The sequence below is a fragment of the Hydrogenophaga defluvii genome (assembly GCF_042665235.1).
Lineage (GTDB): Bacteria > Pseudomonadota > Gammaproteobacteria > Burkholderiales > Burkholderiaceae_C > Hydrogenophaga > Hydrogenophaga defluvii_A.
The window spans coordinates 194,018-219,192 of the sequence record NZ_JBHTBZ010000043.1 but is presented as its reverse complement, the minus strand read 5'-3'; the positions used below and the strand labels follow the sequence as shown (position 1 = coordinate 219,192).

Sequence of the window (25,175 nt, the reverse complement as noted above, 5' to 3'; positions counted from 1 at the left end):
ACAATGAAATCCCAGCCGCTTGCAAGGCATTGAAAGCCACCCATGACCCCCACCACCCCCACCCCCGAGTGCACGCCCGACATGGCGCACCTGCCGCCCGAGGCGATTGGTGAAGTGGCAACTTACTTTCAGGCTTTGTCAGAACCCACGCGCTTGCACATCCTCAACTGGTTGCGCCAGGGCGAACGCAACGTGGGCGAGCTGGCCCAGCTCTGCGGCTTCACCGCGGCCAACATCTCGCGCCACCTGGCGGTGCTGATGCAGCAGGGCCTGGTGGCCCGCGAAGGGCGTGGCACCAGCGTGTACTACCGCATCGCCGATGAGTCCGTCTATGCGCTGTGCGATCTGGTGTGTGGCAACATCGCGCGCCGCCTGGACCGCGCGGTCGCCAGCCGCAAGGCTTTCGGCGGCTGAGCCGGGCGCCGATCCCGCGCCACAATCGGGCCATGGCCCTCGACATCCACCTCACCGCCCTGGACGGCGCGCCGCTGCCGTCCGCCACCGTCATGTTGCTGCGCGATGCCCCGGCCGGGCTGGAGGTGCTGATGATGCGCCGCCACGGCGACTCGGCCGAGCTGGGCGGTGTCTACGTGTTCCCCGGTGGCAAGCTGGACCCGACCGATCTGGGCGCCGCCGCCCAGCACCTGGACCGCGAGGCCGAACACCTGCGGGCCGAGTTGGCCGAACCCGACACACCCGTGGACACCGCTGTGGGCCTGTACCTTGCGGCGCTGCGCGAAACGCTGGAAGAGTGTGGCGTGCTGCCTGGGGCCCAGTTGGATGCGGCGGGTTTGGCCGCCATGCGCCACCGCCTGGCCGAAGGCCGATCGCTGATGGACGCCTTGGCCGCGCAGGGGCTGCGTGCCCCCACCGCCAGCCTGGTGCCCTGGTCGCGCTGGATCACACCGCGCCTGGCCTCGGTCACGCGCAAGCGTTTCGACACCCGTTTTTTTGTCGCCCGTGCGCCGGCCGATCAGGACGCACAACACGATGACCACGAGGCCACGGAGGCCGTCTGGCTGACGCCGCATGAGGCGCTGCAACGCTATTGGGACGGAGCGATTGACCTGGCGCCGCCGCAGATCATGAGCCTGTCGCAATTGGCCCGCCACACGCAGGTCGATGGCTTGCTGGAGGCCGCGCGCCAGGCGGGGCCAGCGCTGGTCCAGCCCGAACCCCACGACCACGAGGGTGTGCGTGTGATCTGTTACCCCGGCGACGCGCGCCACAGCGTGCGCGAGCCGGTGTGGGACGGCCCCACACGGTTGCTGCATCGCAACGGGCGCTTTGAGCCCGAAGGTGGCCTGGCCGCCCTCTTGCCTTAGGCACTGGCGGCGGCGGTTGTGCTGGCGCCCGCCGGTGGTTACATTGGGCGCAAGCTTTTCCCATGAGCAAACTGAAAAACGATCTGCGCGACGGCTCGGCCCTGGTGGTTGATGGCAACCCCGTGTCGCGTTCCATCCTGGTGTCGCAACTGCGTGACCTGGGGTTGCGCCAGGTCTTGCAGGCCTCGCGCATTGCCGATGCGCGTCGCCAGCTGGAATTTCGCAGCTTCGATGTGGTGATCTGCGAGCAGCATTTTCCCAACGACAACGTCACCGGCCAGGACCTGCTGGACGACCTGCGCCGCAGCGGCCTGCTGCCCTTTGCCACCATCTTCATCATGGCCACCGGCGAGGCCTCGTACGCCAAGGTGGCCGAGGCCGCCGAGTCGGCGCTGGATGCCTACCTGCTCAAACCCTACACCGCGGCCCAGCTGGATGCCCGCCTGCACCAGGCCCGGCGCCGCAAGGTGTCGCTGCAAGCCATCTTCGCGGCCGTCGAAAAACAGGCCTTCGAACAAGCGGCCGACCTGTGCCTGGAGCGCTTCGAGCAACGCGGCGAGTTCTGGCTCTACGCCGCGCGGGTGGGGGCGGAGCTGTTGTTGCGGTTGGAACGTTTTGCCGACGCCCAGAAGCTGTACGAGGCGGTGATCGCCGCCAAAACCCTGCCCTGGGCCCGCTTGGGGGTGGCGCGTGCGCAGATCGAAGCCGGCCAGGTGACACAGGCCGGCACCACGCTGGAGGGCCTGATCAACGCCGAGCCCGGCTACGCCGATGCCTACGACGTGATGGGCCGGGCGCAGATCGAGATGGGCCAATTCGAGAGCGCCATGGTGTCGTACAAGATGGCGGCCGACATGACGCCTGCCTCCATCGGGCGCTTGCAGCGCCTGGGCATGCTGGCCCACTACTGTGGCGACCCCAAGATGGCCGAGGAGATGCTCAGCCGTGCGGTGCGCCTGGGGCTGGACTCGAAGATGTTTGACGCGCAGTCGCTGGTGTTGCTGGCCTTCATGCGCCTGGCCAACAACGACAAAAAGGGCTTGCAACGTTGCCTGGACGACGCCCGCAACATGGCCGACCGCTTCGACAAGTCGGTGCGCCTGCGCCGGCTCACCCAAGTCATCGACATCCTGATGCAAATGCTGGAGCATCAGACCGCGCGGGTGCTGGAGTTGGTGCGCGCCATGATCGCCAGTGTGGGCGACGACAGCTTCGACTTCGAGGCCGCCTGCAACCTGCTCACCTTGCTGTCGCAGATGGCGCAGCGCGCCATCCAGCTCGACGAGGTGGACACCGCCGTGCAACGCATCGGCCTGCGGTTTTGCACCTCCAAGGCCCTGACCGAACTGCTGGCCAAGGCGGCGGTGGCCCACCCGCCCTACGCCGAGCGGCTGGGCGACACCCTGACACAGGTGCTGCACATGATTGAAAAAGCCATGCGCCAGAGCCTGGCAGGCAACCCGCGTGCGGCGGTGCTGGAGCTGCGGGACGATGCCCTGAACACCCAGAACGCCAAGGTCATCGAGTCGGCCTGGGGTGTGCTCAAACGCTACGAGGCACGCATCGACGACGCCCCCGCGCTGGCCACCGAAATTCAGGCCTTGCGGGTGCGCTACGCCTCGTTTGCGTCGCGCCCGGTCATCGGCGACAAGAACCTGCGCCAATCGGGCGGGGTGAGCCTGCGTGTGATGGACATTGCCGACAGCGAACCCGTGCCCGTGCCGTGATCTGACGCGTCAGATCGATTGACTACACTCGGGCCGAACCCCTGCCCCAACGTCCTGTCCATGCCCACATCGCCCGTTCACGCCGATCTGCCCCCCGTGCACCAGGTCGCCATGACCCGTCCCCTGGCCTGGTTGGCGCTGGGCTGGCGCGACATGTGGCGTTGTGGTCCGCTCAGCCTGTTGCATGGCGTTGCGATGATGGGTTTTGGCGCCCTGATCGCGTGGTTCGCGCACGACCAGTTCTGGTGGCTGGCTGGCGCCTTTTCGGGCTTCATGGTGGTGGCGCCGGTGCTGGCCACCAGCCTGTACGCGCTGAGCCGTGCCATCGAACGGGGTGAACCGGCCGACCTGGCTTTGGTGCAGCGCACCTGGCTCAACTGGCAGCGCAGCCACCGCAACAAATGGGGCAACGATTACTGGTGTCTGGTGCAGTTTGGCAGCCTGCTGGGCGCGTCGGCCACCGGCTGGGTGCTCACCTCGGCCGCGCTCATCACCTTGCTGGCGCCCGTGCCCATCCTCAGCCCGGTGGACTTTTTGCGCCACGTGGTGCTGGCCGACGGTGGCTGGCTGTTCGAGTTCTGGCTGGTGCTCGGCGGCATCATGGCGGCGCCGATTTTTGCCTCCAGTGTGGTGGCCATCCCCTTGTTGCTTGACCGCCGCGTGAGCCTGCGTGTGGCGGTGTTGACGAGCTGGCGCTGTGTGACCGACAACCCGGTGTGCATGGCCGCCTGGGCCGCACTCATCATGTTGCTGGTGACGTTTGGCCTGGCCACGCTGCTGCTGGGCCTGGTGGTGGTGATGCCGGTACTGGGCCACGCGAGCTGGCATGCCTACCGCGACCTGGTGGATGTGAGTGGCCTGCCCGAGCGCAACGCGCTCACCGACGTTGCGGAGGGCCGCTGATGTTCGGCTACACCGAAGCGGAGATCGCCGGGTTTGGCCTCACGTTTGGCGTGGGTGCCTTCATGCTCTACATGCTGTTCATCATCGGGCAGCTGGCATGGGAGTCCAAGGCGGGCAAGTTCGGCACCTTTGTGTTGTTCCTGGGCCTGGCCTTTGGCATGGTGGGCTTTGCCGCCAAGTTTGTCATCCAGTGGGTGCTGGAAAAATAGCTCAAGCCTGCGGCAAGCCGTCCACAAACACCTTCAACTCGCCGGGTTCGAACGCGGTCCATTGTTCGTTGGTGGTCAGCGGCGTGGTCACCACCACGGCCGCCCGGTCGCCGGGTTGGTTGAGTTCGGCGAAGTTCACCGTCCAGTCGTGGTCCACCAGCGTGGCCTGCGCAAACGGGTGTTGGCGCACCAGGTAGTGCAGCTTGGTGGAGCAGTGGGCCCACAGCGCCTCGCCGTTGGACAACAAAAAATTGAAGGTCCCGAACTGGGCCACTTGGGGCACCAGCTCGCGCAGCGTGAGCGTGAGTTCGGCCACGCTGGGCGTGCCGGCGTGCGATTTGGCCAGCTCCTGCATCAGCCAGCAAAAAGCCCGTTCGCTGTCGGTGCTGCCCACGGGCAGGTAGTGGGTGTGCAGGCGCGGAAAGTAGTCCTTGAGGTCGCCGTTGTGGGCAAACACCCAGTGGCGCCCCCACAGTTCGCGCACAAAGGGGTGGGCGTTTTCCAGGCTCACCTCACCGATGGTGGCCTTGCGCACGTGGGCGATGATGTTTTTGCTCTTGAGCGGGTAGGTCTGCAGGAAGGCGGCCATGCGCGAGTTGGCCGCGCTTTCGTGGTCCACAAAGTGGCGCAGCCCACGCCCTTCAAAAAAGGCGATGCCCCAGCCGTCGGCGTGTTCGCCGGTGTTGCCGCCGCGCTGGCAGAAACCGGTGAAGCTGAAGCTGGCGTCGGTGGGGGTGGCGCAGTTGAGTCCGAGCAGTTGGCACATGGTTGTTATGTTGTCCCTGGGGTGTGTGGTGTGGTGGGGCGCAGTTTCCAGGCCGCCAGCATAGCGAGTGTGCACACGCCCGCCAACATCAGGAACACCTCGTTGAAGGCGGCCAGCCGGTCGGCGCCGTGGGCGGTGTCGTGCAAGGCCACACCGTGGGCCGAGAGCCGCCATTGCAGCGCCACGCCACACAGGCTCACGCCCGCCGCGCCGCCCAGCATGCGCACAAAACTCACGGTGCTGGAGCCCTGCGAGATGGTGTCGTGGGGCATGCCACGCATGGCGCCCAGGTTGAGCGAAGGCAGGATGAAGCCCAGGCCAATGCGGCCGAGCACCGACCACGCGGTCATCCAGATCAGCGGGGTGTTTTCCTTGAGTGTCACCATCAGCGCGAAGGAGCCGGCCAGCAACAGCAATCCGCCGCTGACCAGCCGGTGCGCGGGCTGGTGGTCGGCCAGGTGGCCCACGGCGGGGATGGTCAGCGCCAGCACCATGCCGGCCGGCAGCAGGATGGTGCCTACCAACGCCGGAGCCAACTGGTGCCCCACCTGCATGTAGACCGGCAACAGGTAGGTGGAGCCGAACAGGGCCGCGCCGTAGGTGAGCGACACCAGGCAGCCCATGGCGAACTGGCGGTGCTGGAACAGCTTCAGGTCCATCAACGGGCGCACGGCGCCCACGGTGTGGTGCCGCCCCAGCCGGCGCTGCCAGGCCAGAAAGCCCAGCACCAGCGCGGCGGCAGCGCCCAGCAGCGGCAGGCTCTGGTGGCCACCCTTGTCGTTCAACGCCACCAGCCCATTGAGCAGACATACCGTGCCCAGCGTGGCCAGCAGCAGGCCCAGCCAGTCCAGGCGGGTGTTGTCCTGGCCGGCCGCCACACCGCCCGGCGCGCCCGTGGGCACGTAGCGCCGAGCCAGCCAGAGTGAGGCCAGGCAGAAGGGCACGACCATGAAGAAGATGGAGCGCCAGCCAAAAAAGTCCACCAACAGGCCACCCACGCTGGGGCCCAGCGCCGGTGCCAGCACCACCCCAGTGCCAAACAGCCCGCTGGCGCGGCCTTGCTCGTGGGGTGCGAAGGCGCGCAGGATGATGATGGCCGCGATGGGCTGCACGACGCCGGCGGCCAGGCCTTCGGCCACCCGCGCGATGAGCACCCAGGTGTAGTCGTTGGACAGGCCGCCCAGCAGGCCACCCGCCATCAACAGCCACATGCAGCCGGCGTACACGGCGCGGTAGCCAAAACGCGAGAGCAGCCAGGGCGTGGTCAGCATGGAAGCCGTCATGGCCGCCATGAAGCCCGAGGTGACCCACTGCGCGCGGTCTTGCCCCAGCGTGAAGTGGCGGCTCATGTCCGGGATGGCGACGTTGACGATGGTGGACGACATCACCGAGGCGATGGTGCCCACCATCACCGCCATCAGCAGCAACCAGCGGTAGCGCGGGCCGTGCTGGGCTTGCAAGGCGGCCAGCGAGCCGGGGTCGGCGGGTCCGCTCATCGGGGCGGCATGCCCGGACGCCAGTCCTGGGTGAGGCGGTCCACCCGGCGCTCCTGGTCGTGCAGGTCGTTGCGCAGGCGCTCGCGGCGGCGGTCCAGCTCACGGATGGTTTGGCGCAGCCGCTGGCGTTCGCGGTCATCGATGTCGCGTTGGCGCAGGCGGCGCTCGTGCTGGTCGATCTCATTGTTCACGCTGTCCATGGCCGAGCGGATGCGCGAGACCTCGTAGGCGGCCGCGTGCCACTGGCGGAAGTGGGCGTCGATGGCGGGTGGGCACACGCCCTGGTAGCCCTGGCCGGCGCGGCCAACGCGCAGGGCGTTGTCCAGCCTGCAGTAGTGTTGCAGGCCTTCGGAACGGCCCAGCCAGTAGCGGTCGGCGTTGGGGGTGATGCCGTGTTCGGCACAGGCCTTGCGGTGCTCGTCCAGCCGGCCCGTGCCATACCCGCGCTCGCCGTCGCTGCGGCCGATCTGCCGCCAGTCGGCGGCTTTGCATTCGTCTGCATCCAGCGTGGCACAGCCGGCCAGCAGCAGGCCGCTGGCCAGGAGCGCGCATGCCAGGCGCAGGGAGGGTGTGTTCAGAGCCATGTTCATTGCCTTTCAGCCGCCCGGCTGGGCCACAACACCGACGCGATGGACACCACCATCAGCGCCACGGCAGCCCAGTCCTGCCAGTGCAGCACCTCATTCAACCACCACGCGCCGCTGAACACGCCCAGCACGGGGATCAGCATCACGCTCAAGGTGGACGCCACCGGGGGTAGGCTGCGTGCCAGGTAAAACCAGGTGGCATGGGCAAAACCAAAAATCAGCACCGCGTTGTACACCACGGCCCAGGCGGTGGCGGTGGGGATGTGGCGCAGGTCGGCGTCTTCCAGGCCCCAAGCCAGCACCGAGACCACCACGGCGGTGAGTGCCGTCATCCAGAAAGACAGGGTCAAGGTGTTCACTTGGAGGGTGGTTTGTCGCAGCTGCTGCGTGCCCAATGCCCAGGTGGCGGCGGCAAACAGCGCCAGGCCCACACCCAGCGGGTTGCCGCTCAGCGTGGTGACCTCGTGCCACAACAACAACAGCACACCCAAGGCGGCCGCGCCCACGCCCAGCCAGCCGCGCCGGTTGACCACGTTGCCGAACAGCCAGGCACCGATGAGGGCCGAGAAGATGGGCATGGTGTAGCCCAGGATGGCGGCTCGCCCGCTGGACAACATGCCCAGCGCGATGATCATGCAGGCGTGCCAGACGAACATGTTGGTGGTGGCCAGCTTGGCCAGTTCACGCCAGTGCGCGCCGCCCGGGCCACGCGGCAGTGAAAACGGCACTTTGAGCCACACCAGCCCCAGGCCCAACACCGGCAGGCCCAGCCAGAGCGAGAGTGCGCGAAAGGTGAGTGGAGGGAAGTCGGCGATGCCACTTTTCATGACCGGCCAGTTCAGGCCCCAGCACACGGTCAGCAGCACCAGCAGGATGAGTTGTCGGGAGGAGAGTCGCGCCATCCAGCGACCTTAACAAATTCGGGCTCACGGGGCCGGCTACCTACAATACCGGGATGAACTTTACCGACATGCTGCGCGCCGCCGGGGCGCAAAACCAGTCGATGCTGTGTGTCGGGCTGGACCCGGAACCCAGCCGTTTTCCTGGGGCCTGGCGCGGAGACGCCCAGCGCATCTACGAATTCTGTGCTGCCATCGTGGACGCCACCGCCGACCTGGTGGTGGCCTTCAAGCCGCAGATCGCCTACTTTGCCGCTCACCGCGCCGAAGACCAGCTGGAACAGCTGATGGCCCACATGCGTGTGAGCGCGCCCCAAGTGCCCATCATCCTGGACGCCAAGCGCGGCGACATCGGCAGCACCGCCGAGCAGTACGCGCGTGAGGCTTTCGAGCGTTACGGCGCTGACGCCGTGACCCTGTCGCCCTTCATGGGTTGGGATTCGGTCAAGCCCTATCTGGAATACCCCGGCAAGGGCGCCTTCCTGCTGTGCCGCACCTCCAACCCCGGTGGCGACGACCTGCAGAACCAGCGCCTGGCCAGCGTGGACGGCCAGCCCCTGTTGTACGAACACGTGGCGCGGCTGGCGCAGGGCCCGTGGAACCTCAATGGCCAGTTGGGCCTGGTCGTGGGCGCCACCTACCCGGCCGAGATCGAACGCGTGCGCGCCATCGCGCCCACCGTGCCGCTGCTGATTCCCGGTGTGGGAGCGCAGGGTGGCGATGCGCTGGCCACGGTGCGTGCTGGCTGGCGGCCCGATGGCCCCATCATCGTGAACTCCTCGCGCGCCGTTCTGTACGCGTCTTCGGGCGATGACTTTGCCGAGGCGGCGCGGCGCGAGGCCATGAAAACACGCGACGTTCTGCAGGCCGCTCGGCCCTGAGCCTCCCAGTGGGGGGCCTTGTTTTCAGCGCCGGGACGCCCCAAGCTGAAAACGCGCCCCCTTTTGGGGCAGCGACCCGCGCAGCGGCGGAGCCCCGGACCGCACCCAAAGGGTGCGGGACGCAAGGGGGCCTCAGCTCATTTGATGCAAACCGACCGGACCTGCTTCAGGTCGGTCAGGCCCATCAACACCTTTTCCATGCCATCCATCTTGAGGGTGTGCATGCCGGTGGCCAGGGCGGCCGTCAGCAACTCGGCCACGCGGGCGCGCTCCTGCACCAGGCGCTTGACGGTGTCGTCGGCGATCAGCAGCTCGTGCAGGCCCACGCGGCCCTTGTAGCCGCTGCCGTTGCAGCGTTCGCAGCCCACGGCGCGGTACATCTGCAGGCCTTGGGTGGGGGTGCCGTAGTCGGTCCGCCAGCGTTCCAGCAGGTGCCGTTCGGCGGTGGCCGGGTCGTCCCGCCACTCGGGCGTGTGGCGCAAATCCAGTGAAAACTCCCGCACGAAGTCGCGCAGCTCGGCCTCGTCCGGCACATAGGCCTGCTTGCACGAACACAGGCGTTTGGCCAGTCGCTGCGCGAGGATGCCCAGCAGCGCATCGGCGAAGTTGAACGGGTCCATGCCCATGTCCAGCAGGCGCACGATGGACTCTGGCGCCGAGTTGGTGTGCAGGGTGGAGAACACCAGGTGGCCGGTGAGCGAGGCCTCGATGCCCATGGACACGGTTTCCAGATCGCGCGATTCACCCACCATGATGATGTCGGGGTCGGCGCGCAGGAAGGCGCGCATCACCATCGCAAAGTCGATGCCGGCCTTTTTGTTGACCTGCACCTGGCGCAGGCCTTTCTGCGTGATTTCCACCGGGTCTTCGGCGGTCCAGATTTTGGTGGCGGGCGTGTTGAGGTGTTTGAGGATGGAGTGCAGCGTGGTGGTTTTGCCCGAGCCGGTGGGGCCACACACGTAGAACAGACCGTAGGGCTTTTCAATGGTGGGGATCAGGCGCTCGCGGTTGTGGCGGGTCAGGCCCAACTGGTCCAGCGGGATGGGTTCACCCGCGCTGAGGATGCGCATGACCACGTCCTCCACGCCGCCGGCCGAGGGCAGGGTGGCCACGCGCAGCTCGATGTCCAGCGGGCCAAAACGTTTGAACTTGATCTTGCCGTCCTGCGGCTTGCGGCGCTCGGAGATGTCGAGGTCGCACATGATTTTCAGGCGCGTGACCATGGCCGCACGGTACTGAGCGGGCACCTCGGTGTAGGGCATCAGCGTGCCGTCGATGCGGAAGCGGATGCCCGTCTTGGCCTTGCCGGGCAGGGGCTCGATGTGGATGTCCGAGGCGCCCTGGCGGTAGGCGTCCACGATGATTTTGTTGACGAACTTGACCAGCTCGTTGTCGGCCGCTGCCGACACCGCGCTGTCGTCTTCTTCTGCCTCGCCTTCGCCCACCGGCAGCATGTCGGCCAGCAGGTCGTCGATGGAGCCACTGCTGTCGGCACCGTAGATCTGGTCCAGCGTCTGCAGAAATTCGGTCTGTGTGGTGACCAGGTACTGGATGCGGCTGGCCTTGGGGAAAATCTGCGGCACCATGCGCGCGCTGCGTGTGGCCTCCGGGTCCAGGCACATCACGGCCAGGCCGTCGGGCCCGTCCTCCAGCGGCAGCCAGCGCTGGCCGATGACAAACTCGCGTTTGAGTGGCCCATGCAGGGCCTCCACACGCAAGCGGTTGGGCTGAAAACCCACGTAGGGCACACCAAAAAAACGCGACAAGGCCTGGCCCACATCGGCGCAGGCGATGCCGTGGGTCTGCTGCAGCACCTGCTCCACACTCTGACCGTGCTCGCGGGCGTGGCGCACCGCTTCACCCAGTTCGTCGGCCGTGATGCGCTCCATTTGCACCAAGTGGTCGTAACGCGTGGCCACAGGGTGGGCTTTGGACGTGTCGGTTGCCGCCAGCTCGCCAGAGGGCGGCGGTGCCGGGGTCGCTGGCGGCGCGTCGGCGGTGGGCCACACACGGCATTTGCGAAACGCGATGGCCAGGGTCTCGCAGAGTTGCTGCGCGCCCTCGACGTCCATGTTGCCAAAAGGCCGGTCGTCGCGGTTGTTGATGAGTTGCAGCACGCCGTGCAGTTCGCCATCGTCCTCGATGGGCAGCACCAGCATTTGTTTGCTGCGGTAGCCCGTGCGTTTGTCGACCGCGTGCAGGAAGTTCAGCTCGGGCGAAATGGCCTTGAGCTCGTCCGCGTCGTTGACGTCGGCGATGTTGAGTTTTTGCCGGTAGTGGGCCACAAAGCCGGCGATGCTGCGGGTGTTGATGGGCAGCTTGAGGTCGCTGCTGGTGTTCAACCCGGTCTTGACCCGCGACACGATGGATTGCCCGTCGGGGCTGACCGCATACAGCGTGAGCCGGTCGGCATTGAACAGCCGGCAGATGTCCACGCTGGCGTCGATCATGATCTGTTCGAGCCGGTCGGCGTTGTGGATGCGGTTGCTCACCTGCTGCAGGTGACGCAGGAACAAGGCTTCCAGCGTGTGGGGGCGGGCGTTGCGGGCCATGGTGTTGTTACAGCCTGAACACCTGGCCGGCGGCGAGCCAGTGCAGCTCGTGGCGGTGGAGCAGATCCAGCGCCTCCACCTCTGCAAAGATGGCTTCGGTTTCCGCCGGTTTGGTGTGTGTGATGTAGATCGGGTAGCGCGCACCCGGTGGGTAGACGATGTGTTCCAGCTCTTGCGCCAGGCTGTGAGGCGCCAGGTGCAGGGCGCGTTTGGCCAGCTGCGCTTCGCGGTCGCTGAAGGCGGTTTCGATCACCAGCATGGCCACCGTCAGCTGGTTCACCCGCTGCCAGAAGGCGGGGTTGCGTTCGGTGTCGCCGCTGAACACCCAGTGCCCCCGTGTGCCTGCCACGGCGTAGCCCACGGCCGGCACGGTGTGCACGGCGGGCAGCACCTCCACCGCCTTGCCACCCACGGTCAGCTGCTGGCCCACGTCCAGCGGCTCGAAGCGCACAAACGGCGCTTCGGGGCTGGGGATGACGGTGAAGTCCGGCCAGATGGTGTTGTTGAACACGTGGGCCTTGAGCGCCGCCAGCGTGGCGGGCAGGGCGTGCACCGTGAGCGCCTGCGAGCGCAAGCCGGCCACCGAGTCCAGCATCAGGGGCAGCGCGGCGATGTGGTCCAGGTGCGCGTGCGTCAGCAGCACATGGTCGATGCGGCGCAGTTCGTCCAGCGTCAAATCGCCCACACCGGTGCCGGCGTCCACCAGCACGTTGTCGTCGAGCAGGAAGGAGGTGGTGCGGCAATCTTTGCCAATGGCACCAGAGCAGCCCAGTACGCGTATGTGCATCAGGGGCAGACTTGTTAAAGGGTGGGTCGGGGCGGCGGCGTTCAGGGCTGCCGAAAGCACATGCGCGTGCCCGCCAGCTCAATCACATCGCCATCTTTGAGCATCACAGGCTCGTCGCCCACCGGGTGGCCGTTGAGCGTGGGGGCCACCTGGCCTTCGACCAAGGCCAGCGCGTGGCCGTGGTGGCGGCGCGTGATGGAGGCGACGGCCACCCCGGGTTTGCCCAAGGTGGTCACCACCTTGACCACGGGCACGGTGCGCCCGGCGGCCGGGCCGCTGAGCACCTCGATGGAGGCACTGGGCGGGTCGCCCACCGGTGCGGGGCTGGCCGCAGGCGTTGCGGTGGGTGCCGCGATGGGCGCGGCCCCCGACAGTTCTTGTCCCTCGCCCACAAACCGGATTTTGTACTTGCCAATTTCCACCAGATCGCCATGGGCCAAGGCCTGGCGGCGAATGGCCTTGCCGTTGACGTAGGTGCCGTTGGTGCTGTTGAGGTCTTCGACCAGTGCCGTGTTGCCCTCCAGCACGAAGGCCGCGTGCTCGCCGCTGACGGCCAGGTTGTCGATCACCAGGTCGTTGTAGGGCCGGCGGCCCAGGGTCGTGCGCTCCTTGGTGAGCTGGACCTCCTTGATCACGACACCGTCAATCGAGACGATCATTTTCGGCATATAGGCTCCAAGGGACTGACGTGGGCCCCGTGGCGGCCCATGCGCCTCAGCGCGTCCACCAGCGAGGCAACAGGCGTCTGGTGGGTGGACCGCCTGTCGCACGCACCAGAATGACCGAGATATTATCTCTGCCCCCCGCCGCGTTGGCCGCATCCACCAGTGTCTGGGCCAATTCGGCGTCGGGGCCGCCGTTTTTTATCAACTGCGCCAGCGCGTCGTCGGGCAACATGTCGGACAGGCCGTCGGAGCACAACAGGTACAGGTCGCCGGGGGACACCACGTGTTCGCCCACGTCCAGCGCCACCTGGTCCTCGACCCCCAGCGCGCGTGTGACCAGGTTGCGGTACGGCACGTGTTGCGCGGCCTGTGGGGTCAGCAGGCCGGCGTCGAGCTGTTCCTGCAACAGCGAATGGTCGCGGGTGAGCTGACTGAGTTGTTCGTTGCGCCAGCGGTAGCAGCGCGAATCGCCCACATGCCCCACCAGCACCCGCGCGCCTGAGAACACGGCCACCACCAGTGTGGTGCCCATGCCGGTGAATTCGCTGTTGTCCAGCGATGCCTGGTGGATCGCCTGGTTGGCCCGCTCCACGCTCAAACGCATGGCGATGGCGGTCTCGCGTGCGCTGGCCTTCTCCTGGTGCGTGAGCAGCCACGTGCCCAGGGCGGTGGACACCGTGCCGGTGGCCATGGCACTGGCCACCTCGCCCGCGTTGTAGCCGCCCATGCCGTCGGCCAGCACCGCCAACCCCAACGACGCCTCACAGGCCACGGCGTCTTCGTTGTTGGTGCGCAATCGGCCGGTGTCCGAGCGGCTGCTGAACTGGTACAGCATCATGGGCGGCCTGGCAGCGGGTTGCGCGCCAGCCGGCGCATCAGTGCCCGTTGGTGTTGGCGGGCTTCTTCTTGCGCATCAACATGCCAGCGGCCAAGACCAGCAAGGCCCCCAGAATGCCCGCGCCGTAGTTCAGGCTGGACACCACGGTGGGCAGCGCACCTTCGCGAACCGCCGCGACCAGGTAGTCGGCCGGCAGGTGTGGCAGCACGGCCGGGTCGGTCACGGCCATGGTGCCGGCGATCCAGCCCAGCAGCATGCCACCCAACACGATGATCATGGGGAAACGCTCCATCAGCTTGATGACCAGCTGGCTGCCCCAGACGATGATGGGGATGGACACCAGCAGGCCGAAGATCACCAAGGGGATTTTGTGGTCGCCACCGGCACTTTCGGCGGCGCCGGCGATGGCGATCACGTTGTCCACGCTCATCACCAGGTCGGCCACGATCACGGTTTTGACGGCAGCCCAGAGTTTGTCGCTGGACTCGATGTTGCCGTGCTCGTCTTCATCGTCGGGCACCAGCAACTTGATGCCGATCCACAGCAGCAGCACGGCGCCCACCAGCTTGAGGTAAGGCACGGTCAGCAAGGCCAGCGCGAACACGATGAGGATCACACGCAGGCCAATGGCCCCCGCCGTGCCCCAGAGAATGCCCAGGCGGCGCTGCGCGGGCGGCAGCTTGCGGCAGGCCAGCGCGATCACCACCGCGTTGTCGCCACCCAGCAAGATGTCGATCATGATGATCTGGCCCACGGCGAGCCAGAACGTTGCTGTCATAAATTCTTCCATGCGCTGTCCTGCTGGTTGTCTGAGGCCGCCATCCCGGCCACGAAAAAAATCAAAAGCCGGATTGTCGCGCAGACAACCCGGCTTGGTCATTGTGGTTTCCCGCAGTCGCCCGTCGGCGACCACGGTGCCCCGGCACGCTGATTACAGCTGGGCCTTCAGCAGCTTGCCCAGTTCCGAAGGGTTGCGGGTGATGACAAAACCGCACTCTTCCATGATGGCCAGTTTGGCGTCCGCCGTGTCGGCACCGCCCGAGATCAGCGCACCGGCGTGACCCATGCGCTTGCCGGGAGGGGCGGTGACACCAGCGATGAAGCCGACGATGGGCTTCTTCATGTTGGCCTTGCACCACATGGCGGCTTCGGCTTCGTCGGGGCCGCCGATCTCGCCGATCATGATCACGGCGTCGGTGTCCGGATCGTCGTTGAAGGCCTTCATCACATCGATGTGCTTCAGGCCGTTGATCGGATCGCCACCGATGCCCACAGCGCTGGACTGGCCCAGGCCCACTTCGGTCAGCATGGCCACGGCTTCATAGGTCAGCGTGCCCGAACGGGACACGACACCGATGCGGCCCTTGCGGTGGATGTGGCCGGGCATGATGCCGATCTTGATCTCGTCGGGCGTGATCAGGCCGGGGCAGTTGGGGCCCAGCAGCAAGGTCTTCTTGCCGCCAGCCGCTTCCTTGGCCTTCATCTTGTTGCGCACTTCCAGCATGTCCTTGACGGGAATGCCTTCGGTGATGCAGACGGCCAGGTCCAGATCGGCTTCAACGGCTTCCCAGATGGCGGCGGCAGCGCCGGCGGGCGGCACGTAGATCACCGACACGGTGGCGCCGGTCTGCTGCGCGGCTTCCTTGACGGTCGAGTAGATGGGGATGTTGAAGATGGACTCGCCGGCCTTCTTCGGGTTCACGCCAGCCACAAAGCAGTTTTTGCCGTTGGCGTATTCCTGGCACTTCTCGGTGTGGAACTGGCCGGTTTTGCCCGTGATGCCCTGGGTGATGACCTTGGTGTCTTTGTTGATGTAGATCGACATGGTGTTTCTGCTCCGGGCTTATTTGACGGCGGCGACGATCTTGGTCGCGGCTTCGGCCATGGTGTCGGCCGCGATGATGGGCAGGCCGGATTCGGCCAGCATCTTCTTGCCCAGTTCTTCGTTGGTGCCCTTCATGCGAACGACCAGCGGCACGTTCAGGTTCACGGCCTTGCAGGCGGTGATGACGCCGGTGGCGATGGTGTCGCACTTCATGATGCCGCCGAAGATGTTGACCAGGATGCCCTCGACCTTGGGGTTCTTGAGCATGATCTTGAAGGCTTCGGTGACCTTCTCGGGGGTGGCGCCGCCGCCCACATCCAGGAAGTTGGCCGGCTCGCCGCCGAACAGCTTGATGGTGTCCATGGTGGCCATGGCCAGGCCGGCACCGTTGACCAGGCAGCCGATGTTGCCGTCCAGGCTGATGTAGGCCAGGTCGAACTTGGAGGCTTCGATTTCAGCCGGGTCTTCTTCGTCCAGATCGCGGAAGGCCACGATTTCGGGGTGGCGGAACAGCGCGTTGGCGTCGAAGTTGAACTTCGCGTCCAGGGCCATCAGGTTGCCCTTGGAGTCGCAGTTCAGGGGGTTGATTTCCACCAACGACGCGTCGGTGTCCATGTAGCACTTGTAGATCTTGGCGAAGATGTCCACCGCCTGGTCCACGGAAGCGCCGGTCAGGCCGATGGCGGCCGCGACCTTGCGCGACTGCGCTTCGGTGATGCCGGTCAGCGGGTCGATCATCTCGGTGACGATCTTCTCGGGCGTGGAATGGGCCACTTCCTCGATGTCCATGCCACCTTCGCTGGAAGCGATCAGGGCGACCTTCTGGGTGGCGCGGTCGGTGACCAGCGACACATACAGCTCGTTCTTGATGTCGGCGCCGTCTTCGATGTAGAGGCGGCGGACCTTCTGGCCTTCGGGGCCGGTCTGGTGCGTGACCAGCTGCATGCCCAGGATGTCGCTGGCGCGGGCCTTGACATCGTCGATCGACTTGGCCACCTTCACGCCACCACCCTTACCCCGGCCACCGGCGTGGATCTGGGCCTTGACCACCCACACGGGGCCGCCCAGTTTTTGTGCGGCTTCAATGGCTTCTTGCACCGTGAACGCCGGGATGCCGCGGGGCACAGGCACGCCGAATTGACGCAAGATTTCCTTGCCTTGGTACTCGTGAATCTTCATGAGGTCTCTTTCAGGAGAGGGGCTTCTGACCCGGCTGATGGATAGTCGGCCGGAAGCCCGGCCTTGGCGATCGCAACCGCGAACTGTATCATGGTGCAATGCATCAAAACGGGGCGTTCGTCGGCTCGTAATGCATAATTATTTAGATCATTCCTGAAACAGAACTGACGCCTTTGCCGGTGTCCAAGTGAGCCCCACATGCCTTCCGTGTTCATCGACGGCGAAGCCGGTACCACCGGTCTGCAAATCCGCGAACGTCTGGCGCACATGCCCCAGGTGCGCTTGCTGAGCATCGCCCCCGAGCGCCGCAAGGACCCCGAGGCCAAGCGTGCGCTGATGGCCGAGGCCAACCTGGTCATCCTGTGCCTGCACGACGATGCGGCGCGCGAGTCGGTGGCCATGATCGATGCCCTGCCGGGCGCCAAGCCCAAAATCATCGACGCCTCCACCGCCCACCGTGTGGCGCCGGGCTGGGTGTACGGTTTTCCCGAACTCACGCGGGGGCACGCGCGGGCCGTGGCCCAGGCCGATCGCGTGGCCAACCCCGGTTGCTACGCCACCGGCGCCATCGCGCTGATCCGCCCGCTGATCGACGCGGGCCTGATCGCCCCCGACACCCCCCTCAGCCTGCCTTCCGTGAGCGGCTATTCGGGCGGTGGGCGTACCATGATCGAGGCGTATGAAAAGGGCGAAGCGCCGGCCTACGAGGCTTATGCGCTCACGCTCAACCACAAGCACATTCCCGAAATCATGGCCTGCACCGGCCTGAAGCGCCGGCCGCTGTTCATACCGGCGGTGGGCAACTTCCCGCAGGGCATGTTGGTGCAGATGCCGCTGCACCTGGACACCCTGCCTGGATCGCCCACGGCCGCCCAACTGTTTGATGCCCTGGCCGCGCACTACGCCGGCAGCGAGTGGGTGACGGTGACGCCTGCCACCGAGTCGGGCAAGCTCGATGCGGTGGCCTTGAAGGACACCAACAAAATGGAGCTGCGTGTGTTCGGCAACGCCGCCCACGGCCACGCGGTGCTGATTGCCCGCCTGGACAACCTGGGCAAAGGTGCCAGCGGCGCGGCGGTGCAGAACCTCAAGCTGATGCTCGGGGTCTGATCAGGCGTTCACCAGCCAGCCGTCCTCCCGCTGGGCGGCGCCACTTTTCACCAGCTCGTCCACCATGGGCATCAGCCAGTCGCCAAAGCTGGCCTGGCCCATGCGCTGCTGCAGGTTCAGCAGGTAGGGTGTGCCCCGGGCCCAGGCTTCAAAGTCGCTCAACGGTAGGCGCTGCCATTCCAGCAGCTTGAACTTGATCAGCACCTTGGCCGCATGACGAAGGTGTTTGTCGGGTGAGGTGGTGAACTGCTCCAGGCGTGTACGCGCCCGCGCCAGGGCGCCGGCCACGTCGGTGAACACCCGCCCATGGCCGGGGATCACGGTCAGCGGCGCCAGGCCTTCGATCAGGTCCAGTGTGGCGCCCACCTCGTGGAAGGCGTCTTCGCCTTCCAGTTCCGGAAACACCACACCGAAGCCGTTTTCCCACAGCGCGTCGGCCGAGATCAGCAGGCGGTGACCGGGCTGGAACAGCACCACCGAGTGCGGGTCGTGGCCGGGCGCCGCATGCACCTGCCAGGTCAGGTTGGCGAGCGTCAGCGTGGTGTCGGGCAGCAGCACCCCTTCGATGCGAAAACGCGGGCAGGTCTGGCCGGTCAACACGTAGGTCAGGTGGTCGTCGTCCCAGGCGCGCACGGCGTGCACCTGGCCCGGCGGGATCAGCGTTTGCAGCGCTGGGTAGGCGGCCTGCAGCGCGGCGTTGCCGCCACAGTGGTCGCTGTGCAGGTGGGTGTTGAGCAGGTGCGTCAATGGCTGGCTGCCCAGCGCGGCGCGCACCAGGGCCACGGTCTGGTTGGCGTGGGTGGCGTAGCCCGAGTCAATCAGGGCGTTGCCTTCCGGGCCTTGGAAGAGGATGTTGTTGGCCGACAGCCAGCCGCGTTCGAAGACAGTGACACCAGGGGGCAGGGCGATGGTCATGCGGTGTTTGTACCTGAAGCGGTGGATCGTCGCTGACGCTCAGGTGATCCGGGTGTCGCCCAACAGCGGTGCAAGCTGGCGTGCGGCCTGCGGGTCATCGAACAGCACGTCCATCCAGTGGGATTCGCGCTGTTCCACCGCCGCGAGAAAGCCGCTCGCGTCGCCCATGTGGCTGAAGGCCTCGAAGCCGCGTTCCAGAAACGCGTGCAGGGCACCGAGGCCGCCAGCCTGTGCCGGGCCACGCATCATGCGCAGGGCCAGCCGCAGGCTTTTCATGCGGGTCAGGCGTTGCAACTCGTGCCCCATTTGCAGCACCACACGCAGTTGCTGGGTGCGCTGGGCACGCGTGCCGGTTTGGCGCCAGGCACCCACGTAGCGCGGCGCCGGACTCAGCTGCGGCGAAGCCTGCCAGTGCGCGCCCAAGGTCGCGTCGAGCTGTTCGGTCACGGCGTGCAGTTCGGCCATGTCCACCGCGAGTTGCGCCACCGCTTCGGGGAACAGGCGTTCGATGGCGCCCGCGATGCGGCCAAACTGCGCATCGCGTTGTGCAAAGTCGTGGTCGCCGTAGAGCTCGTCGAGAAAAAAGCGCGTGGCCGGACGGTGGCGTGGGTCCTGCAGCAGGTCGGCGTAGGTGGCTTCAAAGCGGCGGGCCTGCAGGACCTTGATTGCACGCACCGCCTGGGCGGTGGCATCGTTGGTGCACGATGCGCGCAGGTGCGCCACCTGGTCCAGGTGCTGGCGAATGCGGTCGGCCGGTGAGTTCATACAAACCACGAGTCTATCTAGACAGCCCCACCTAAGGCCACGCCGGGTGGGCGTGTCATATTGCGGACCATGCAACGCAGAACATGGTTGAAGCTCGGGCTGGTGTCGGCCGCCGGTCTGGCGCTGGTGGGTGGCGGGCTGGCACTGCGCGCCCCTGCCTGGACGCCCGAGGGCTTGAGTGCGTCGGGACGCGCGGTTTTTGGCGCGGTCGCGTCCACCGTGCTGGACGGCAGCCTGCCCGAAGATGCCGCGGCCCGGCAGGTGGCCGTGGACGCCTGGTTCAAGCGCCTCGATGACAGCATCGCTGCCCTGCCGCCCCACACCCAGGCTGAGCTGGCCCAATTGCTCAGCGTGTTGGCCAGTGCGCCCGGCCGCTGGGCTGTGGCTGGCTTGGGCACCGACTGGCCACACGCCAGCGTGGCGCAGGTGCGCGCGGCGCTGCAGGAGATGCGACACAGCCGCCTGGCCCTGCGCCAGCAGGCCTACCTGGCGCTGCGCGAGCTCACTTGTGCGGCGTATTTTGCCGACCCCGGCACCTGGATGGCGCTGGGCTATTCCGGCCCTTTGGACATTTGAGCGTGGTGGGACGATGAGCCGACAACCCGATCTGTTTCGCGATGGCCTGGCCGGTGGCTGGAAGGTGCTTGGCGCCGAACTGGGCCCGGTGCCCGAGCAATTGCGGTGTGACGTTGTGATCGTGGGCAGCGGGGCAGGCGGGGGCATCAGCGCCGAATTGCTGGCACGCGCTGGTTTTGATGTCATCGTGCTCGAAGACGGACCGCTCAAGACCAGCCGCGATTTCCATCAGCGCGAAAGCGAGGCCTACCCCACGCTGTACCAAGAGGCCACCGCCCGCAAAACCGCCGACAAAGGCATTGGCATTCTGCAAGGCCGTTGTGTGGGTGGCTCCACCACGGTCAACTGGACCAGCTCCTTCCGCGCGCCCGACGAGACCCTGGCCTTCTGGCGGGAGCACTACGGCCTGGCCGAGATGACGCCAGACGCCATGGCACCGTACTTTGAGCAGGCCGAGCGCCGCTTGAACATCGACAACTGGCATGTGGCGCCCAACGAAAACAACGAGCTGTTGCGCCGGGGCGCCATCAAGCTGGGCGTGTCGTCCGGCGTGATCCGCCGCAACGTCAAAGGCTGCTGGAACCTGGGCTCCTGTGGCTTGGGCTGCCCGACCAACGCCAAACAGTCCATGCTGGTGACCACCTTGCCGGCGGCCTTGCAGCGTGGCGCACGTTTGCTGGTGCAAACCCGCGCCGAGCGCTTCGAGTGGCGCGATGGGCAGGTGGCGGCCCTGCACGCGCTGGCATGGGGCAACAGCGCCGATGGCAAGGCGGCGGCGCGGCCGGTGCGCATCACCGCCAAACACCACATCGTGGCGGGTGGTGGCATCAACTCGCCCGCTTTGTTGCTGCGCTCGCAGGCGCCCGATCCCCATGGCTTGCTGGGCAAACGCACCTTTTTGCACCCGGTGGTGATGACGGCGGCGGTGATGCCCGAGCTGGTGCAGGGTTGGAGCGGCGCCCCCCAGACCGTCTACTCCGACCACTTTTTGCACACCCAGGCCATCGACGGCCCCATGGGCTACAAGCTGGAGGTGCCGCCCATCCACCCGGTCATCATTGCCGCGTCCATGCCGGGTTTTGGCCCCGAGCTGGCGGACATGCTGCGCAAGCTGCCCCACACCCACGTGCAGCTCGCCTTGCTGCGCGACGGTTTTGCTGCCCAATCGCCCGGGGGCAACGTGCGGCTGCGCGCCGACGGCAGCCCCGAGGTGGACTACCCACTGAACGACTTTGTCATGGAGGGCGCGCGCCGCGCCCTGCTGAGCATGGCCGAGTTGCAGTTTGCGGCGGGTGCGTTGGAGGTGTTGCCGGTGCACGAGCTGGGCGGCCGCTACACCACCTGGGCGCAGGCGCGTGAGGCCTTGAAACAACTGCCGCTGGCGGCGCTGAGCACCCGTGTGGTGAGTGCCCACGTGATGGGCGGTTGCGCTTTTGCCGCCGACCCACAACGTGGCGTGGTGCGGCCCGATGGCCAGCATTGGCAAGTCGCCAACCTGTCGGTGCACGATGGCTCGCTGTTCCCCACCAGCATCGGTGCCAACCCGCAACTGTCCATCTACGGCCTGGTCAACCGCCTCACGCAAGGGCTGATTGCGCGCCTGGGTGGTCGGCCCGAGGCCCTCGCATGACGCAACAACATTCCGCCCTGGCCCACTTGCAGCGCACCGGGGTGTTGGCGACCTGGGCGCTCGCGCTGCTGTGCCTGTGGTGGTGGCGCGAGCGCCCGCTCTTGGCCCTGGCTGTTGTACTGGCGCTGATGTCGGTGCACGCTTGGGTGCTGGCGCTGGAGTTTGTGCTGATGGCGTGGCAGAACCGCTGCGACCCGGCGCCCCGCGCCGGCTGGCGCGCGCTGCTGGGCGCGTGGTGGGTGGAGAGCCACATCGCCGTCTGGGTGTTTGCTTGGTTGCAGCCCTTTGCCTGGCGCCGCTGGCCCGACACGGCCTTCCCAAGTGCAGCCACCTCCGGCCAACGTGCGGTGGTGCTGGTGCATGGTTTTGTCTGCAACCGGGGCTTGTGGACGCCCTGGCTGCGCGAGTTGCGCCGGCGCGAGGTGCCTTACGCCACGGTGAACCTGGAGCCGGTGTTTGGCAGCATCGACGACTACGCGGCGCTGATTGAAGACGCCGTGGCACGCGCCACCGCCGCCACCGGCCAGCCGCCGCTGTTGGTGGGCCACAGCATGGGCGGGCTGGCGATCCGGGCTTGGCTGCGCGCCGCAGGTGCCGGCGCCGCGCAGCGCGTGCACCACGTCGTCACCCTGGGCACGCCCCACCATGGCACTTGGTTGGCGCGTTTCAGCCACCTCACCAACGGCAGGCAAATGCGGGTGGACGGCCCATGGCTGCGCCAGCTTCAGACCGATGAAGCGGCGTCCAGTCACCCGCCATTCACCTGCTGGTATTCCAATGCCGACAACATCGTTTTTCCCGCCAGCACCGCCACCTTGCCTGGCGCCAACAACCGCCACATTGCGAGCGTCCCGCATGTGGCGATGGCGTTTCACCCCAAGGTGATGGCGGACACGCTCAAACTGCTTTGAACGTCAGGCTTGCAGGACGCCGCGGCGCACTTGATCCAGCTCGATGGTCTCGAACAAGGCCTTGAAGTTGCCTTCGCCAAAACCTTCGTTGCCCTTGCGCTGGATGAACTCGAAGAAGATGGGGCCGAGCTGGTTTTCGCTGAAGATCTGCAGCAGCAGCTCGCCCGGCGCGCCGTCCACCAGGATGTTGCGTGCCTTGAGCGCTTCCAGGTCTTCGCCGTGGTTGGGGATGCGCTTGGGCAGCAACTCGTAGTAGGTCTCGCTGGTGTCCAGCAGCTTCACGCCGGCCATCTGCAGCGCGTCCACCGAGTCGTACAGGTTGCTGGAACTCAGCGCGATGTGCTGGATGCCTTCGCCGTGGTAGCGGTCCAGGTACTCCTGCACCTGGCCGGCTTTTTCCGTGCCCTCTTCGTTGATGGGGATGCGGATCTTGCCGCAGGGGCTGGTCATGGCCTTGCTCTTGATGCCAGTCTGCTGGCCTTCAAAGTCGAAATAACGCACCTCGCGGAAGTTGAACAGGCGCTCGTAGAAGCCGGCCCATTCGGCCATGCGGCCCCGGTGCACGTTGTGCGTCAGGTGGTCGATCAACTGCAGGCCATGGCCCACGGGGTTGAGCGCGTCGGCCGCCGGCACGCCGGGCAGGGGGTAGAAGTCCACGTCGTAGAAACCGATGTTGCCGATGTCGCCGGCCTTGGCGCCGTTCTTGCCGCGCCAGCGGTCCACAAAGTAGATCAGCGAATCGCCAATGCCTTTGATGGCGGGGATGTTCAGTTCGCCCGGGCCAGCGTGGCCGGCGTAGCCCCAGGCGCCCAAGGAGAGGGCGCGCTCGTAGGCGGCCTTGGCGTCTTGCACGCGGAAGGCGATGGCGCAGATGCTGGGGCCGTGCTGGCGCGCAAAACGCTGGGCAAAGCTGTCGGGTTCGGCGTTGAGGATGAAGTTGATCTCGCCTTGGCGGTACAGCGTCACGTTCTTGTGGCGGTGGCGGGCCACGGCGGTGAAACCCATGCGCTCGAACAGCGCGCCCATGGCGACGGGATCGGGGGCGGCGTATTCGATGAATTCAAAACCGTCGGTGCCCATGGGGTTGTCCCAGGGGGCGTTGGATGCTTGAGCGCTCATGTCGGTCTCCGGTGGAATCGGTGAAATCAGTGGGGAGGGGGCAAAGACGCCACTGTAGGATCGCGCGCCTTCAGTTTTCCTGCGTTGTGCTGCGCACATTTTCTGAAAATTGCAGGAAAATTGCGCCACCATGGAAAACACCGCACTCGACAAGCTCGACCGGCTCATTTTGCGCAGCCTGCAGGCCGATGGCCGGGCCACCTACGACCAGATCGGCGAAGCGGTCAACCTCTCGCCCAGTGCGGTGCTGCGCCGCGTCAAGCGGCTCGAAGACAGCGGCGTGATCGACCGCTACGTCGCCCTGGTCAAGCCGGCCAAAGTGGGCCTGGGCCTGACCGCCTACCTCAACGTTCGGCTTGAAAAAAACACCGAAAGCCACAAACGCAACCCCATGGACCTGTTCCGCGCCAGTGTGATGACCTGGCCCGAGGTGGTGGAATGCGCGGCCCTGACCGGCGAGATGGACTACCTGCTGCGCCTGGTGGTGGCCGACATGGCGCACTACAGCCGCTTCATCATGGACACCTTGCTCAAACACCCCAGCGTGCAAGACTGCAAGAGCAGTTTTGTGCTCGATCATGTGAAGGCGACGACGGCGGTGCCGGTGTAAAAACCTTGCCGCCGGTCGGGTGACCCAAGGTGCTTGGGTTGATATGTAAGGGAAAACCCGTACATTCGTGCTATGTTGGATCCAACCGCACTCATCAAGGCGTCTTTCGAGGCGGGGCGGGACCTGTTCCGTGCCACCACGCCCGACGAAGCCGCCGCAGCGCCCGCTGCTTCGCCAGCGCGCCGCACGGGGAGTGTGCCTATCCGCTCGCTGGGCCCCAGCCACCGCGAGCGCATCACCGAGCACCTGCTGGCGCTGGACGAGCGCGACCGCTACCTGCGCTTCGGGTACGCCGCCAATGACGCCCAGATCCGCCGCTACGCCGAGGGCCTGAACTTCGACCGCGACGACATCTTCGGCATCTACAACCGCAAGCTCGAACTGCTGGCCATGGCCCACCTGGCGTTTTCGGTGGATCCGCAATTCAACACCTGTGCCGAATTTGGCGTGAGCGTGGCCAAAAAAGCGCGCGGTCGCGGCTACGGTGGGCGCCTGTTCGAGCGCGCCGTGGTGCACGCCCGCAACGAAGGCGTGTCGCAGCTGTTCATCCATGCCTTGAGCGAGAACACCGCCATGCTCAAGATCGCTCGCAAGGCGGGCGCGGTCATTGAACGCGACGGCAGCGAGAGCGAGGCCCACCTGCGCTTGCCGGCGGCCGATTTCGAGTCGCGTGTGAGCGAGCTGGTGGACGAGCAGCTGGCGCGCACCGACTACCACGTCAAGGCACAGGCGCGCCAGTTCTGGCAGTTTCTGGGCCCCTTGCAAGACATCCGGCGGGGCGTGCAGCAAGCGCGCGAAAAAGCCGGCCCCTGAGGCGCTCCCCGCAGCGCCGCCCGGCGGTGGTGGGCGCCTTGTCGGCTGCCTTGTCATGGGCTTGGGTTATTCTTGGCCCCATCACAA

The 25,175-nt window shown here is 66.3% G+C and carries 26 protein-coding genes; 12 read left to right on the top strand and 14 right to left on the bottom strand.

Annotated elements, in window-relative coordinates; translation table 11 throughout:
- Positions 1 to 81 precede the first annotated feature (81 nt).
- The 5 genes from ACFQU0_RS15340 to ACFQU0_RS15320 all read left to right on the top strand — a co-directional run bounded on the left by ACFQU0_RS15340 (position 82) and on the right by ACFQU0_RS15320 (position 4,164).
- Entirely contained in the window at positions 82 to 414 is a 333-nt protein-coding gene (locus ACFQU0_RS15340) for an ArsR/SmtB family transcription factor (RefSeq protein ID WP_382202322.1), read from the top strand.
- Between the two features lie 32 nt (positions 415 to 446).
- Positions 447 to 1,325 (top strand): NUDIX hydrolase, encoded by an 879-nt coding sequence (locus ACFQU0_RS15335; RefSeq protein ID WP_382202281.1) that lies wholly within the window; start codon positions 447 to 449, stop codon positions 1,323 to 1,325.
- Between the two features lie 62 nt (positions 1,326 to 1,387).
- Entirely contained in the window at positions 1,388 to 3,052 is a 1,665-nt protein-coding gene (locus ACFQU0_RS15330) for a response regulator (RefSeq protein ID WP_382202279.1), read from the top strand.
- A gap of 60 nt (positions 3,053 to 3,112) precedes the next feature.
- Positions 3,113 to 3,955 carry a DUF2189 domain-containing protein gene (locus tag ACFQU0_RS15325; RefSeq protein ID WP_382202277.1) on the top strand — a complete coding sequence of 281 codons (843 nt, stop codon included), beginning with the start codon at positions 3,113 to 3,115 and terminating at the stop codon, positions 3,953 to 3,955.
- Positions 3,955 to 4,164, top strand: coding sequence for a DUF2788 domain-containing protein (locus ACFQU0_RS15320; RefSeq protein ID WP_382202276.1), 210 nt, complete (start codon positions 3,955 to 3,957; stop codon positions 4,162 to 4,164). The genes ACFQU0_RS15325 and ACFQU0_RS15320 overlap by 1 nt, the downstream gene beginning before the upstream one ends.
- Before the next feature lies 1 nt (position 4,165).
- On the opposite strand, the gene ACFQU0_RS15315 is transcribed toward ACFQU0_RS15320, so the two are convergent.
- The 4 genes from ACFQU0_RS15315 to ACFQU0_RS15300 are packed head-to-tail and all read right to left on the bottom strand — an operon-like array spanning position 4,166 to position 7,915.
- Positions 4,166 to 4,930: a class II glutamine amidotransferase gene (locus ACFQU0_RS15315; protein ID WP_382202274.1), complete on the bottom strand. Its 765-nt coding sequence runs from the start codon at positions 4,928 to 4,930 to the stop codon at positions 4,166 to 4,168.
- Positions 4,931 to 4,935: 5 nt separating this feature from the next.
- On the bottom strand, positions 4,936 to 6,426 hold the full coding sequence (locus ACFQU0_RS15310; RefSeq protein ID WP_382202272.1) for a DHA2 family efflux MFS transporter permease subunit: 1,491 nt from the start codon (positions 6,424 to 6,426) through the stop codon (positions 4,936 to 4,938).
- On the bottom strand, positions 6,423 to 7,010 hold the full coding sequence (locus ACFQU0_RS15305) for a DUF2799 domain-containing protein (protein WP_382202270.1): 588 nt from the start codon (positions 7,008 to 7,010) through the stop codon (positions 6,423 to 6,425). Before ACFQU0_RS15305 ends, ACFQU0_RS15310 begins: the two co-directional genes overlap by 4 nt.
- Positions 7,011 to 7,012: 2 nt before the next feature.
- The gene (locus ACFQU0_RS15300; RefSeq protein ID WP_382202268.1) at positions 7,013 to 7,915 is read right to left on the bottom strand and encodes a DMT family transporter; all 903 of its coding nucleotides are present in this window, start codon (positions 7,913 to 7,915) and stop codon (positions 7,013 to 7,015) included.
- A gap of 53 nt (positions 7,916 to 7,968) precedes the next feature.
- Here ACFQU0_RS15300 and pyrF point away from each other — a divergent pair, with 53 nt between their 5' ends.
- Positions 7,969 to 8,793 (top strand): orotidine-5'-phosphate decarboxylase, encoded by an 825-nt coding sequence (pyrF, locus tag ACFQU0_RS15295; RefSeq protein ID WP_382202266.1) that lies wholly within the window; start codon positions 7,969 to 7,971, stop codon positions 8,791 to 8,793.
- A 137-nt stretch (positions 8,794 to 8,930) separates the two neighbouring features.
- Here the strand turns inward: pyrF and ACFQU0_RS15290 are convergent, their stop codons facing one another.
- The 7 genes from ACFQU0_RS15290 to sucC all read right to left on the bottom strand — a co-directional run bounded on the left by ACFQU0_RS15290 (position 8,931) and on the right by sucC (position 16,639).
- Positions 8,931 to 11,345: a GspE/PulE family protein gene (locus ACFQU0_RS15290; RefSeq protein ID WP_382202264.1), complete on the bottom strand. Its 2,415-nt coding sequence runs from the start codon at positions 11,343 to 11,345 to the stop codon at positions 8,931 to 8,933.
- Between the two features lie 7 nt (positions 11,346 to 11,352).
- Complete coding sequence (locus ACFQU0_RS15285) at positions 11,353 to 12,132, bottom strand: MBL fold metallo-hydrolase (RefSeq protein ID WP_382202262.1); 780 nt, start codon at positions 12,130 to 12,132, stop codon at positions 11,353 to 11,355.
- Between the two features lie 41 nt (positions 12,133 to 12,173).
- Positions 12,174 to 12,800, bottom strand: a complete 627-nt coding sequence (locus tag ACFQU0_RS15280; protein WP_382202260.1) for an FHA domain-containing protein — start codon at positions 12,798 to 12,800, stop codon at positions 12,174 to 12,176.
- A gap of 46 nt (positions 12,801 to 12,846) precedes the next feature.
- The gene (locus ACFQU0_RS15275) at positions 12,847 to 13,635 is read right to left on the bottom strand and encodes a Stp1/IreP family PP2C-type Ser/Thr phosphatase (protein ID WP_382202258.1); all 789 of its coding nucleotides are present in this window, start codon (positions 13,633 to 13,635) and stop codon (positions 12,847 to 12,849) included.
- A 37-nt stretch (positions 13,636 to 13,672) separates the two neighbouring features.
- The gene (locus ACFQU0_RS15270) at positions 13,673 to 14,425 is read right to left on the bottom strand and encodes a TerC family protein (RefSeq protein ID WP_382202256.1); all 753 of its coding nucleotides are present in this window, start codon (positions 14,423 to 14,425) and stop codon (positions 13,673 to 13,675) included.
- A 141-nt stretch (positions 14,426 to 14,566) separates the two neighbouring features.
- On the bottom strand, positions 14,567 to 15,460 hold the full coding sequence (sucD, locus tag ACFQU0_RS15265) for a succinate--CoA ligase subunit alpha (protein WP_382202254.1): 894 nt from the start codon (positions 15,458 to 15,460) through the stop codon (positions 14,567 to 14,569).
- Positions 15,461 to 15,478: 18 nt separating this feature from the next.
- Positions 15,479 to 16,639, bottom strand: coding sequence for an ADP-forming succinate--CoA ligase subunit beta (gene sucC / locus ACFQU0_RS15260; protein ID WP_382202252.1), 1,161 nt, complete (start codon positions 16,637 to 16,639; stop codon positions 15,479 to 15,481).
- 198 nt (positions 16,640 to 16,837) lie between these two features.
- On the opposite strand from sucC, the gene argC reads away from it, so the two are divergent.
- Complete coding sequence (argC, locus tag ACFQU0_RS15255) at positions 16,838 to 17,749, top strand: N-acetyl-gamma-glutamyl-phosphate reductase (RefSeq protein WP_382202250.1); 912 nt, start codon at positions 16,838 to 16,840, stop codon at positions 17,747 to 17,749.
- Here the strand turns inward: argC and ACFQU0_RS15250 are convergent, their stop codons facing one another.
- Complete coding sequence (locus tag ACFQU0_RS15250; RefSeq protein ID WP_382202248.1) at positions 17,750 to 18,664, bottom strand: MBL fold metallo-hydrolase; 915 nt, start codon at positions 18,662 to 18,664, stop codon at positions 17,750 to 17,752. It lies immediately after the preceding gene.
- Positions 18,665 to 18,703: 39 nt separating this feature from the next.
- Positions 18,704 to 19,429 (bottom strand): FFLEELY motif protein, encoded by a 726-nt coding sequence (locus ACFQU0_RS15245; RefSeq protein WP_382202246.1) that lies wholly within the window; start codon positions 19,427 to 19,429, stop codon positions 18,704 to 18,706.
- Positions 19,430 to 19,498: 69 nt separating this feature from the next.
- Between ACFQU0_RS15245 and ACFQU0_RS15240 the strand changes: the two genes are divergently transcribed.
- Genes ACFQU0_RS15240 through ACFQU0_RS15230 form a run of 3 tightly spaced genes read left to right on the top strand, consistent with a single transcriptional unit; the run spans position 19,499 to position 22,546 of the window.
- Positions 19,499 to 20,005 (top strand): hypothetical protein, encoded by a 507-nt coding sequence (locus tag ACFQU0_RS15240; protein WP_382202245.1) that lies wholly within the window; start codon positions 19,499 to 19,501, stop codon positions 20,003 to 20,005.
- Between the two features lie 13 nt (positions 20,006 to 20,018).
- On the top strand, positions 20,019 to 21,635 hold the full coding sequence (locus ACFQU0_RS15235; RefSeq protein WP_382202243.1) for a GMC family oxidoreductase N-terminal domain-containing protein: 1,617 nt from the start codon (positions 20,019 to 20,021) through the stop codon (positions 21,633 to 21,635).
- On the top strand, positions 21,632 to 22,546 hold the full coding sequence (locus ACFQU0_RS15230; RefSeq protein WP_382202241.1) for an esterase/lipase family protein: 915 nt from the start codon (positions 21,632 to 21,634) through the stop codon (positions 22,544 to 22,546). Before ACFQU0_RS15235 ends, ACFQU0_RS15230 begins: the two co-directional genes overlap by 4 nt.
- Before the next feature lie 3 nt (positions 22,547 to 22,549).
- Here ACFQU0_RS15230 and hppD read toward each other — a convergent pair whose 3' ends face one another.
- Complete coding sequence (gene hppD / locus ACFQU0_RS15225) at positions 22,550 to 23,665, bottom strand: 4-hydroxyphenylpyruvate dioxygenase (RefSeq protein WP_382202239.1); 1,116 nt, start codon at positions 23,663 to 23,665, stop codon at positions 22,550 to 22,552.
- Positions 23,666 to 23,795: 130 nt separating this feature from the next.
- Here hppD and ACFQU0_RS15220 point away from each other — a divergent pair, with 130 nt between their 5' ends.
- Together ACFQU0_RS15220 and ACFQU0_RS15215 are read left to right on the top strand one after the other, a co-directional pair.
- Entirely contained in the window at positions 23,796 to 24,275 is a 480-nt protein-coding gene (locus ACFQU0_RS15220; RefSeq protein ID WP_382202237.1) for an Lrp/AsnC family transcriptional regulator, read from the top strand.
- A 72-nt stretch (positions 24,276 to 24,347) separates the two neighbouring features.
- Entirely contained in the window at positions 24,348 to 25,088 is a 741-nt protein-coding gene (locus ACFQU0_RS15215; protein ID WP_382202236.1) for a GNAT family N-acetyltransferase, read from the top strand.
- Positions 25,089 to 25,175 lie beyond the last annotated feature (87 nt).